This is a genomic window from Frigoribacterium sp. PhB116, assembly GCF_004364285.1.
Classification (GTDB): Bacteria; Actinomycetota; Actinomycetes; order Actinomycetales; family Microbacteriaceae; genus Frigoribacterium.
In genome coordinates this window covers 193,178-205,040 of sequence record NZ_SOBE01000004.1, presented here as the reverse complement: position 1 = coordinate 205,040, position 11,863 = coordinate 193,178, and the positions used below count along the sequence as shown (strand labels likewise).

The window sequence follows — 11,863 nt, the reverse complement described above, 5'->3', positions numbered from 1 at the left end:
CGCCGTACGACCACAGTACGGGATGTCGCCGTACGGCGACAGACTACCATGTCGCCGTACGGCGACAGAGTGCAATGTCGTCGTACGGCGACACGCACCGCCTCAGAGGGCGACCAGCACCACCACGACCGCAGCCGCGACGACGACCTCCAGCACGACGTCCACCAGGACCCGCCGGCCCGACCGGTCGGGCCGCAGCCACGGCAGGCCCGGCCAGCGCAGCACGGCGCCCACCATGCCGGCCGCGACGAGCAGCACCGGCAGCAGCCAGAGCGCCACCGGGACCGAGCTCCAGGGCAGCAGCTGGTGCAGCACCACCAGGACCACGACCGAGTTCAGCCCCGCGATCAGCAGGTCGACGCGGCTGCGGGTGCGCCGCGCCTCCTTCTGCGTCCAGACCGAGAGCGCGAACGTGCCCGTCGTGAACAGGGCGATCACGCCGACGACGACGGCCGGGATCCAGCTCACTTCTCCTCCTCCAGCAGCGCGAAGGCGAGGTCGTCGAGGCTGACGGCCGAGCTGCTCAGCACGACCACCGCACGGTCGGAGTCACGGTCGAAGCCGACGAAGCTCGCGTAGCCGCCCGTCATCCCGTTGTGCCAGGTCGAGGTCCCCCCGGGCGCCGAGCCCTCGTCGCCGCCGCCGCCGTCGTGCGGCGTCGTCATCCACGCCCAGCCGATCTCGGCGCCGCCGCCGCCCGCCTCGACGAGCGGCTCGGTCGCGATCACCCCCGGAGCCCGGTCGTCGCGCTGCGCCACCGTGTAGGCGACCATGTCGTCGAGGGTCGAGCGGACGCTGCCGGCGGGGCCGAAGGCCCGCATGGTCCAGGCGTCCGCGTGCCGCCCGCTCGACGTGAAGCCGGTGGGCGCGTCCGCGCGGAGCCCGTCCGGGTCGCCCGGCGCGTACGTGTCGGCCAGGCCGAGAGGCTCGGCGACGCGCTCGGCGACGAGCTGCTCCCAGGGCGTGTCGGCCGCCGCGGCCAGCGCCTGCCCGAGCAGCGCCATCCCGAAGTTGGAGTAGCCGTACGGCTTCTCGTCGTCGACCTCGGCCCGCGAGGCCTGCCCGACGAGTGCGGCGACGTCGTCGGTGTACGGGTCGGCACCCGACAAGTTCGCGAGCAGCACCCTCCCCGTGAAGGACAGGTCGGCGGGGAGCCGCGGCAGGCCGCTGTGCTGCGTCGCCAGCTCCTCGAGGGTGATCGAGGAGGCGTCGCCCGTCACCCCGAGGAGCTCGCCGAGCGTGCTCTCGCGCTGCACCTCGCCGCGCTGCTGGGCGACCGCGTACAAGGAGGCGGTGACCGTCTTCGTCACCGACCCGATCTCGAACTCGTCGGCCCCCGGCCCCGTGGCCGTGCCGAACTCGGCACGGGTGACCTCGTCGCCGTCGACGACCGCGACGGCGAGCCGGTCGAAGGCGCCGGCGGGCAGCTCGTCACGGACTCGCTGGATCAGCGCCTCGTCGCCGGTCGTCTCGGCCGAGAGCGACGGCGGGCGCGGGATCGCGGCGGCGCCCAGGCCGAGCGTGACGACGCCCGCGACCACGGCGGCGACGATGCGGCGTCCGCCACGGCCGGCGCGACGCTCGGCCCCGCTCACGAGGTCCTCCCCGCGGCGCCGAGCACGACGAGCAGCGGCACGACCCGCTCGGCCGGCACGGCGTACCGCCCCCGCCCCACGGCCACGAGCCACCCCGTCGCGACCAGCTGACCCAGGTGGTGGTACAACTGCCCGGTCGATCCGAGGCCTCCCTCGGCCGAGATCTGCGCGACCGTGTCCGCGCCTCCCACGACCGCCTGCAGCAGGCCGAGCCGCGTGGCGTTGCCGAGCGCGGCGAGCGACGGAGCGGCCTGCGCCCAGTCGGCGGCGAGCAGCCCGTCGGTGGTCAGCGTGATCTGCCAGTCGACGGGGCCCGCGGGCACCGCGACGGAGCCCGCGAAGACGATGCCTCCCGGCGGGTCGAGGCGCTTCTTCACGCCGTCGAGCGCCCAGAACACGTCGGCCGAGGAGCCCGCGACAGCCGGAGCCGAGGAGGCGTCCGCCGGCTCGTCGGCACCGGCACCGGCACCGGCACCGGCACCGGCCGCTTGCTCGAGCACGTCGAGGCGTGCGAGGGCTCCGGCGAGGGTCGCGCGCAGCTCGTCGAGCTCCGTGCGGAGAAGATCGGTAGGCGTCATCACTCCACCTTATCCACAATTATGGAGAAAGTCAGCAGATATGGAGAACCGGGCGTCTTGCAGCGGAAGGACCTTGCGGTCAGCGGCCGACGACGAACGTCTCGACCGCCGCGACGGCCGCGCCCCGCGCCCACCGCGCGAACCCGGTCGCCTGCAGGTCGACCGCCACGGGCTCGGCATCAGCGGCTCGACGAGCCCGCATCGCTGCGTCGACGACGTCACGGCCCGCCAGGGCCAGCCCGATCCCGTCGCCCGTGACGACGATCGCGCGCGGCCAGGCCAGGTCGGCGACGAGCGCGAGCAGCGCGCCCAGCGCCACCGCCGCCTCCTCGACGACGGCGGTCGCCCCGGCGTGCCCGGACGCGTGCGCGGCCAGCAGGTCGTCGAGCGAGACGTCGCCGCCCCGCCCGAGGGCCTCGGCGGCCCGGTCGAGCACGGCCGCCAGGGCCAGCACCGAGGAGGCGCACCCCCGGTGGCCCTCGTCGCAGACGCCGTCGCCGACGCCGAGCGGCACGTGGGCGATCGGGCTCCGCGCGCTCGTCGGCAGGTCGAGGATCTCTCCCCCGACGACCAGGGCGTAGCCCAGGCCCGCACCGATCGTCACCAGGGCGAAGCGGTCGAGGTCCCGCGCGGACCCGAGCCAGCGCTCCGCGCGGACGAGCGACACCACGTCGTTGTCGACGACGACGGGATGGTCCAGCCGCTGGCGGAGGGCGGTGCCGAGATCGACGTCGACCCACCCGAGCAGCGGGGCGACCGAGACCCGGCCCGCGGCGTCGAGCTGGCCGCCCACGCTCACCCCGACGCCGTGGACGGCCCGGTCCGGACACAGGACGAGCAGCTCACGCACGAGGTCGGCGACGGCGTCCGCCACGACGACGGGATCCGTCGACGCGAGCTCCGTCGACGCCTCGTGCAGCACCTCGGCGCGCAGGCCGGCGACCACGCCCCAGACGCGGGCGGCGGTGATCTTGACCCCGACGACCACGTCGCGGTCGAGGACCAGGTCGAGCGGGGTCACGGGGCGCCCGAGCCCGGGGCCCAGCACCGCGCCCAGCTCGGTCGCCACCCCGATGTCGAGCAGTGGCCGGACGGCCCGGGTGACCGACCCCGGGGTGAGGCCGAGCGCGAGCCCCAGCTCGCCGCGGGTCAGCGGGCCGTGCAGCAAGAGCTCGACGACCACCTGGTGACCGGTGCCGCGGCGCGGCAGCAACGGTGCGGGCCTCGTGACGCTGAACGGCTCGGCTGGGTCGTCCACGGCGCCTCCTCCGACGCTCAGAGTGTAACGAGGGACCCCGTCCTTGACCCACTACATCGTTGCGCACTACAAATAAACGTCGAGGTCGACCCCCTCGGCAGCACGCGACCCCGCCAGAGGAGCACGATGACGACGCCGTCCGACCCCACGACCGACCAGACGACCGACCCTGCGACGGCGGGGCACACGGCTGACGCGACTCCTTCGGTCGTCCACCTCACCTCGGGCGGCGTGAGCGTCGTCCTCGACCTCGGCGCGGGCCGCCTGCCCGTCGTCGCCTGGTGGGGCGCCGCCCTCGGCGACCTGTCCGCGGCCGAGCTCGACGCCGTCGTCCGCGGCGGCCTCGCCGGCGTCGTGCCGAACGAGCTCGACGAGCCCGAGGTCGTCGAGCTGCTGCCGCTCGCCTCGGGAGGCTGGCGGGGCCAGCCCGGGCTCGAGGGGCACAGCGCCGGGACGTCCTGGACACCGCTGTTCCGGGCGCAGGCCACGACGCTCGCGGACCGCGTGCTCACCGTGCACGGCGTCGACGAGCAGTCGGGCCTCGCGGTCGACGTCGTCGTCGAGCTGCTCGGGTCCGGGCTGCTGCGCAGCCGTGCCGCGGTCATCCGCACCTCCGGCGACGAGTTCGTCGTCGACTCGCTGCAGATCGCCCTGCCCGTGCCCCGGCGCGCCCAGGAGGTGCTCGACCTCGCCGGCCGGTGGGGCCGCGAGCGCGCCCCGCAGCGGCTGCCGTTCGTCGTGGGCGCGCACCTGCGCGACTCGCGGCGCGGACGGACCGGGGCCGACGCCTCCTTGGTGCTGGCCGCCGGCACGCCCGGCTTCGGCTTCTCGTCCGGGGAGGTGTGGACCCTGCACGTCGCGTGGAGCGGCGACCACCGCGAGTACGCCGAGCGCATGGCGAGCGGCACGAGCGTGATCGGCGGCGGCGAGCTGCTGCTGCCCGGCGAGGTGCGGCTCGCAGCCGGCGAGACGTACCAGGGGCCGTGGGTCTACGCCTCCTGGGGGCGAGGCCTCGACGCCGCCGCGGCGCGGTTCCACGAGCACCTCCGGTCGCGCCCCGGGCACCCCTCGTCGCCCCGGCCCGTCGTCCTCAACACCTGGGAGGCCGTCTACTTCGACCACGACCTCGACCGGCTCGTCGAGCTCGCCCGCGCGGCCGCCGAGGTCGGCGCCGAGCGGTTCGTGCTCGACGACGGCTGGTTCCGCGGGCGGCGCGACGACACGGCCGGCCTCGGCGACTGGTTCGTCGACGAGACGGTCTGGCCCGACGGCCTCGAGCCGCTGATCGGCGCCGTCCGCGAGCTCGGCCTCGACTTCGGCATCTGGGTCGAGCCCGAGATGGTCAACCCCGACAGCGACCTGGCCCGCGCGCACCCCGAGTGGATGCTCGCGCCGGCCGGCCGGCTCCCCATGACCGGGCGCAGCCAGCAGGTGCTCGACCTCGGGCACCCCGAGGCGTACGCGTACCTGCTCGAGCGGCTCACCGACCTGCTCGGCTCGCACGACGTCGCGTACGTCAAGTGGGACCACAACCGCGACCTGCTCGAGGCCGGCCACTCCCCCACCGGCACGCCGGGCGTGCACGAGCAGACCCTCGCCCTCTACCGCCTGCTCGACGAGCTGCGCGGGCGGTTCCCGGCCGTCGAGATCGAGTCGTGCTCGTCCGGAGGGGCCCGAGCCGACCTCGGCGTGCTCGAGCGCACCGACCGGGTCTGGGCCAGCGACAACATCGACCCGCTCGAGCGCCAGCAGATCCAGCGCTGGACCTCGCAGCTGCTGCCCGGCGAGATCGTCGGCTCGCACGTCGGCTCGCCGCACTCGCACTCGACGGGCCGCACGCACACCCTCGCGTTCCGCGCCGGCACCGCGCTGTTCGGCCACTTCGGCGTCGAGTGGGACGTCTCCCGCGCCTCCGCCGACGAGCGAGCCGAGCTCTCCCGCTGGGTCGACCTCTACAAGGAGGTGCGACCGCTCGTGCACACCGGTCGCGTCGTGCGCGCCGACCCCGTCGACGAGTCGTCGCTGCTGCACGGCGTCGTGTCGCAGGACGGGTCGGACGCCCTCTTCGCCTTCGTCCAGCTGACGACGCCGCTGACCTCGGCGACGGGGTCCGTGCCGCTGCCCGGGCTCGACCCGGCACGGCGGTACCGCGTCCAGCTGCAGGCGCCCGGCGACGTGCCGCGCACGCGGTCCGACTCGCCGCCGCCGTGGGTCGTGGACGGGGGCGTCGTGCTGTCGGGCGGCGTGCTCGCCGAGCAGGGGCTGCAGCTGCCTGCCCTGCACCCCGAGCAGCTGCTGCTGCTGCGCGCGACCGCCCTGTAGGAGGCACGGGCCGGCCCTGCAGGAGGCGGCGGCCGGCCCCCGGGACGTGCGCACCGCCTCCTGCGACCTGGGTGTCGCCCCTCGGGACACGGCGTACGCTCGCGCCCATGACCAACGACGATCACAGCAAGCGGCCCTCCGAGGCGACCACGGACACCGACGACCCCACGTTCGACAGCCCGCGCAGCGACGAGACGATCGACGAGATGCAGTCGACGTCCGTGTCGGACTCCCCCGCCGTCGACGACGACATCGACGAGGACGCGATCACGACCCTGCCCGGCACCGGCGGCCCGGACGACGTCGGCACGGTCGAGGTCGACCCCGCCGACCTGAACCTCTCGGGCGACTCGATCCCCGGGCACCCCAAGCCGGGCCCGCCCAAGCACTAGTCCGCTGTCGGCCGGGCGCGCCCTCAGGCGCCGACGCCGTCCCGGAGGAGTCGGACGACGCCGTCGATCGACTCCTCCGTCAACTGCCGCCTCGTCACGATGTGGTAGCTGAGCAGGCCCACCAACGCCTCGACCGCCGTCGCGGTCGGGGCGTCGCCACGCACCTGGCCGGACTCGACGGCACAGTCGAACCGCGCCTCCAGGGCCACCCTCGTCACCGTCGTGAGCTGCTCGTCGTAGCGTGCCGCCACCTCGTCGTCCTCGGCCGTGGCCGCCGACGTCGCCCGCAGCAGGGCGGCGGTCGACGGCGTCGCGAGCGCCCGGCCGAAGTCACGCAGCCACCCCGCGACGTCGGCCCAGACGTCGTCGCTGTCGGTCTCCGTGCTCGGCACCGCGAGACCGGGCATCAGGTGCCCCTCGAGCACCCCCTCGGCCACGAGCGCCGCCTTGGACGACCACCAACGGTAGATGGTCTGCTTGCCGACGCCGGCCGCGACCGCGACCCGGTCGAGCGAGAGCTTGTCGTAGCCGCGCTCGGCGAGCTCGTCGCGGGTCGCCAGCAGGATCGCGAGGCGTGCCTCTTCGCTGCGGGCGCGACCGGGCCGTGTCGTGGTCATGGCTCCAGCTTGGTGGATCGCCGCTACTGCACCGACCAGCCGCCGTCGCTCGCGAGGATCGCGCCGTTGATGTTGACCGCGTCGTCGCTCAGCAGGAACGTGATCGACGCCGCCAGCTCCTCGGCGGTCGCGATGCTCGGGATCGCCGCCTGGAACGGCCGCAGCCTGGCGGACCCGACCTCGGACACGGTCGCGGGGAACGGGATGCCCGTCGCGACGCCGCCGGGCGCCACCGCGTTGACCCGGATGCCCTGGCCCGCGTACATGAACGCGGCCGACTTGGTCAGGCCGACCACGCCGTGCTTCGACACCGTGTAGGCGTTGCCCGAGGCGTTGCCGCGCAGCCCCGCCTCGGAGGCGACGTTGACGACCGAGCCGCGGCCCGCCTCCTGCATGAGCGGCAGCACCGCCCGCGAGAGCTTGAACGCGCCGGTGAGGTTGACGGCGATGACCTTGTCCCACATGGCGTCGCTCGTCTCGTGCAGCGGCGAGAAGTCGTCGTTGATGCCCGCGATGTTGGCGAGGGCGTCGATGCGGCCGTCGGCGGCGGCGACGATGCGGTCGACGTCCTCCTGCGACGTGATGTCGCCGGCGACGGTCACGAGGGCGACGTCGATGTCGGGCAGGTCGGCGACGAGCACCTCGAGCTTGTCGGCGAACAGGTCGACGGCGACGACGCGGCCGCCCTCGCGGGCCACGCGGGAGGCGGTCGCCCGGCCGATCCCGGAGGCCGCGCCGGTCACGACGACGGTCTTGCCCGTGAACCGGCCCGGCGTGGCCTTCTCGCGCCAGGGGCCGGTGTCGTCGCCGCCCGCCGCCTCCTCGGGGACCACGCCGCCGTTGGCCCGGAGGACGAGGTCGTCGACGAGGGCCTGCGGCAGCTGGCCCTGGCTCAGCGCGACGAGCTGCTGCAGCGGCAGGCCGCGCACGGGAGCGAGCGACGACTCGTCGAACGCGCCTCCCTGCCCGAGCACCTCACGGACGAGGGCGCCGCCCTCGGGGTGGTCGAGCCAGTCGCCGATGGAGGTGGAGCCGGTCAGCGGGCGGTCGTTCGTGGTCATGGTGTCTCGCTTCCTCGCGTGCAACGAGACCGATCGTCTCGATTCGGCGAGCGTAGGGGCGGAGGCTGAGCGTCAGCCGCGCGAGGGGTCAGCCGCGCGAGGGGTCAGCCGCGCGAGTACCGGACGACGACGCCGGGCGACCACGTCGTCAGGTCGGGCTCGCGGTCGACGAGGCCGGGCAGGCCGGCTGCCGCGAGCAGCTCGTCGTCGAGGCGGGTCACCGTCGCGGTCCGCAGGGGCCAGGGCTCGTGGGCCCTCCGCCACCAGCGGGCCCGGCCGAAGGAGGGGGCGTGCACGCCCCAGCGCTCCGTCAGGAACTCGAGGGCCGGGTCGGGCGCGACCACCTCGTGGCCGGGGACGACGCGGACGAGGCTGCCCGCGCCTCCTCGATGCCGCTGTGTGCGGTGGGCGACGTCGTCCGGCCGCACGCGGGACCCGGCCCTGGCCCAGACGTAGGGCAGGCCGATGGTGCGCGCGGCGAGCACGGCCGGGAGGTGCTGGGTGTCGATCGACCGGTAGGCGACGCCCTGCCTGCCGGTGTCGTCGACCGTCGCCAGCTGCACCACGATCTCGGTCATCGTGCCGAGGCGGCCGAGCCTCGGCAGGGGCGGCACGGTGCTGTCGACGAAGCGGTAGGCGACGAGGCTGGCCCAGGCCGCGCCGTCGTGCTCGTCGGGGCGGGTGCCGAGCGGCACGAGCGGGGCGACGCGGTCGGGCTCGACCCGCCAGTGCAGGCCGACCACCTCCCGCCAGTCGTGCTGCGTGACGGGTCGGTGCGGGAGCGGCGGGGCGGCGGACACGGCTCCGTTCTACGCCCCGCCGCGTGCCGCGTGCCGCGTGCCGCGTGCCGCAGACGGGCGGGTCCGTCGCGGCCGGGCGACCGCGACAGCCCGAGACCGGCGAACTCGCCCGTCTCGGGCTCGACCTGCCCCCGCGGCCGCGGAGGCTCAACCCTGCGACGACCCCTGGCGACGGAGGCGGCGAGCCAGCACCAGCACGAGGCCGGCCAGCAGCAGCGCCGCGCCGAGCGAGAGCGCCAGCGTCGTCACGACCGAGCTGCCGGTGAAGGCGAGTGCCGAGGCCGCCGCTGCGGCCGAGCTGCCGGCAGCGTCCGACGAGGAGGCGGCGGGCGCGGACGGTGCCCCTGCCTGTCCCGCAGCGGGCGCGGCGGGCACCGGAGCGGCCGCGACGACGACCGCGTTCGTGACGCTCGAGGCGGCGAAGTCGGCGTCGCCGCTGTAGTCGGCCGTGATCGAGCGGGTGCCGGCGGCGAGACCGGTCACCTCGCAGCCGTCGGCGGGCAGGACCACGGTGCAGAGCACGGTGTCGCCCTCGCGGAACACGACCGTGCCGGTGGCGCCCCGGGGCAGGCCGGACACCACGAGGCGCACCGGGCTGCCGGCGACGGCGCCTGCCCCGGACGTGCCGACCGTCGGCGACGTCGGCTCGGGGGCGACGACCAGGTCGAACGGCTCGCCCTCGGCAGGGTCGTAGTTCGCGTCGCCGCTGTACACCGCGCGGACCACGTGGGTGCCGCCGCGGAGCCCGGCGGGCACGGTGCAGGAGGTGTCGGGCAGCGTCGCGGTGCAGAGGACGGTGCCGTCGGACATCGTGTAGGCGATGGTCCCGGTCGCCCCGGCGGGGACGCCCTCGGAGTCGAGGACCGCCGGCTGCCCGTGCACGACCTCGACGGTCGTGTCGGCCTCGTCAGGGCCGTCGCCGTCGCCGGTGCCGTCGCCCGTGCCGTCGCCGGTGCCGCTGCCCGTCGAGGGCGCGCCGATCACGGCCGTCCCCTTGGCCACGCGGAGGCCGCGGGGCGCCGAGGTCGAGCCCTCGTGGTCGCCGTCGCCCGAGTAGCGGGCCGACACCTGGTGCTCGCCCGCGGCCAGGTCGGCCGGGGCGGCGCACGACGTCGCCGGGAGGGTCGCCGTGCAGAGCACGGTGCCGTCCGCCGTGACGAAGTCGACCGTACCGGTCGCGTCGGCAGGCAGGTCCGTGGCCGTCAGCGTCGTCGGGACGCCGTGACGCGCCTCCTGCGCGGGCTCCGCGAGGGCCGTCGCGGTGGTGCTCCGGGCGACGACCAGGTCGAAGGTGGTCGACGCCGCGGCGTGGTCGGAGTTCCCGGCGTACGAGACGACGACGCCGCGCGTCCCCACCTCGGCCGGCGTGGTCGAGCACGCGGCGGCGCCGGTGCCGTCGAGCTTCGCCGAGCACAGCTCGACACCGGTCTCGGCGTCGCGGAACACGGCGAGGCCGGAAGGCGTCGTCGCGCCGGCCGAGGTCGACGAGAACGTCGCGCGGAGCGTCGTCTCGACACCGCGCTGGGCCGCGACGTCGGAGGACGTGCCGACGACGGCCTGCACCGGCACGGTCACGACGGAGGTGACCGTGCGGGCCTCGGCGTCGCGCGAGGCGACGACGGTCGAGACGCTGTGGTCACGTGCCGTCCCCGACGTGGTGACCGGCACGCGCACGGTCGGGAGGGTCGTGCCGGGCGCCAGCTCCGTCGTGGGCACGAACTCGCAGACGACCTCCTGGCCCGCGACGTCGCAGGTCCAGCCGTCGCCGGGGTCGAACGAGGAGGCGGGGGTCACGCCGACGGGGAACGTGGTCGTCGTGCGGATCGGCTGCGACTCGCTGCCGCCCTGCGCCGAGACCGTCGGGGTCACGGCGTGCACGCCCTGCGTCCCGCGGGCGATCGTGACGTCGGCGGCAGTCGCCGACAGGACGGGCACGGGACCGGCCAGGGTCTGCGCCTTCAGGTAGTTGACCTCGTGGACGTCGGAGGCGCCGCCGGTGCCGGCGACCCAGCCGTAGGTGAGCTTGTAGGGGAACCCGGTGGCCTGGTCGATCCAGGAGGAGGGGATGCCCGCGACGTTCGACGCGCCGAGCTTCGGCAGGTCGCCGGTGAGGACCTGGCGGGCGCCTCCGATCGGGGTGAAGACGACGGAGTACTGGCCGGGCGCGACTGTCACGTCCGTGGCGCGGCTGCCCGTGAGGGGCTGGGCGGTCGGGTTGATCAGGATCTCGACGGGCACCTTGGCCTGGTTCCGGTCGGTCACGCCGGCCTTGCTGAGCGAGCCGCTCTGCAGCTTCGCGGACGAGACGACGCAGTAGCCGGTCGTCCCGTTGCCGGGGCCGCGCACGGTCACGCTGTCCGGGGTCCGGACCCGCTGCGGCGAGGGCGTCGAGCAGCCGGTGCCCTGGAAGTCGGGGGCGACGAAGTTGCCGTAGCGGTCGAGGCCGATGCCGAGGTAGGCGTTGGCGAGGCCCGAGCCCGAGCGCGTCCCGCTGTAGCCGAGCGATCCGCCGAGCTGGCCGATCTGCTGGGGAACGGCCGGGGCGTAGGGGTCGGTCGCCGCGAGGTAGAACACGATGCCGTCGGCGGTGGTGCCCGTGCCGTCGGCTGTGCCGTTGTACTGGTAGCTGTCGAAGATCGCGTCGATGCCCTTGGTGATCGGGACCGACTGACGGGCGCCGACGCCGCCCGTGCGGTTCAGCTCGGCGCTCGTGAGACGGAGCGCGCCCTGGCCGACGGCGTCGAGGGGCGTGACGCAGCCGGGCAGCGAGTCGTCCGTCGAGGTCGATCGGGTCGACTTGCCGGTGAGGCACGCGGAGTTCGTGCCCGACGGCGAGGTGGGCAGCACGTAGCCGGAACCGGCGGTCGTGCCCGTGAAGCCCTCGTCGACGAAGGTCGTCTGCGCCGGGGCGGCCGGAGCGTCCGCCGCCAGCGCGGTGCCCGTGCCGGTCAGGCCCAGGGCGGCGACGGCCACGACCGCGACCGCGGCGGTGGCGAGACGGGCGACGCAGGTGCGGCGAGCGGATCGGGTGGAGGGTGAGGCGGAGGAGCGGAGCGGGCGCGACGGCAGTGCGACGCGGGGCGTTCGGGGCACAGGGGACCTTTGGTGAGGAGAGGACCGTGGCGGCCCAGCGCCGCCACGGTGACCACGAGTGTCGAGCCGACGATACTGGCGAGGATCACTCAGGACGGTCGTTCTGACCACAACTGGGGGCGTCCTGCCTCGTCGCCCAGGAGGAGG

At 75.0% G+C, this 11,863-nt stretch carries 10 protein-coding genes; 2 read left to right on the top strand and 8 right to left on the bottom strand.

Annotated elements, in window-relative coordinates:
- Positions 1–102: 102 nt before the first annotated feature.
- The 4 genes from EDF20_RS13570 to EDF20_RS13555 form a co-directional block, all read right to left on the bottom strand.
- Positions 103–468 carry a hypothetical protein gene (locus EDF20_RS13570; protein WP_133739027.1) on the bottom strand — a complete coding sequence of 122 codons (366 nt, stop codon included), beginning with the start codon at positions 466–468 and terminating at the stop codon, positions 103–105.
- Positions 465–1,595, bottom strand: a complete 1,131-nt coding sequence (locus tag EDF20_RS13565) for a serine hydrolase domain-containing protein (RefSeq protein WP_166644832.1) — start codon at positions 1,593–1,595, stop codon at positions 465–467. Before EDF20_RS13565 ends, EDF20_RS13570 begins: the two co-directional genes overlap by 4 nt.
- Positions 1,592–2,173 (bottom strand): winged helix-turn-helix domain-containing protein, encoded by a 582-nt coding sequence (locus tag EDF20_RS13560; RefSeq protein ID WP_208292658.1) that lies wholly within the window; start codon positions 2,171–2,173, stop codon positions 1,592–1,594. The genes EDF20_RS13565 and EDF20_RS13560 overlap by 4 nt, the downstream gene beginning before the upstream one ends.
- Before the next feature lie 79 nt (positions 2,174–2,252).
- Positions 2,253–3,431, bottom strand: coding sequence for an ROK family protein (locus EDF20_RS13555; RefSeq protein WP_166644831.1), 1,179 nt, complete (start codon positions 3,429–3,431; stop codon positions 2,253–2,255).
- 126 nt (positions 3,432–3,557) lie between these two features.
- Between EDF20_RS13555 and EDF20_RS13550 the strand changes: the two genes are divergently transcribed.
- Positions 3,558–5,753, top strand: coding sequence for an alpha-galactosidase (locus EDF20_RS13550; RefSeq protein WP_133739024.1), 2,196 nt, complete (start codon positions 3,558–3,560; stop codon positions 5,751–5,753).
- 107 nt (positions 5,754–5,860) lie between these two features.
- Positions 5,861–6,145: a hypothetical protein gene (locus EDF20_RS13545; protein WP_123546973.1), complete on the top strand. Its 285-nt coding sequence runs from the start codon at positions 5,861–5,863 to the stop codon at positions 6,143–6,145.
- A gap of 23 nt (positions 6,146–6,168) precedes the next feature.
- Here EDF20_RS13545 and EDF20_RS13540 read toward each other — a convergent pair whose 3' ends face one another.
- From EDF20_RS13540 to EDF20_RS13525, 4 genes are all read right to left on the bottom strand, one after another.
- Complete coding sequence (locus tag EDF20_RS13540) at positions 6,169–6,762, bottom strand: TetR/AcrR family transcriptional regulator (RefSeq protein WP_133739023.1); 594 nt, start codon at positions 6,760–6,762, stop codon at positions 6,169–6,171.
- A 23-nt stretch (positions 6,763–6,785) separates the two neighbouring features.
- A complete protein-coding gene (locus EDF20_RS13535) occupies positions 6,786–7,823 on the bottom strand; it encodes an SDR family NAD(P)-dependent oxidoreductase (protein WP_133739022.1) in 1,038 nt (345 codons plus the stop codon).
- Between the two features lie 104 nt (positions 7,824–7,927).
- The gene (locus EDF20_RS13530) at positions 7,928–8,623 is read right to left on the bottom strand and encodes a DUF2071 domain-containing protein (RefSeq protein ID WP_133739021.1); all 696 of its coding nucleotides are present in this window, start codon (positions 8,621–8,623) and stop codon (positions 7,928–7,930) included.
- Positions 8,624–8,770: 147 nt separating this feature from the next.
- Positions 8,771–11,716, bottom strand: coding sequence for an Ig-like domain repeat protein (locus tag EDF20_RS13525; RefSeq protein WP_133739020.1), 2,946 nt, complete (start codon positions 11,714–11,716; stop codon positions 8,771–8,773).
- Positions 11,717–11,863 lie beyond the last annotated feature (147 nt).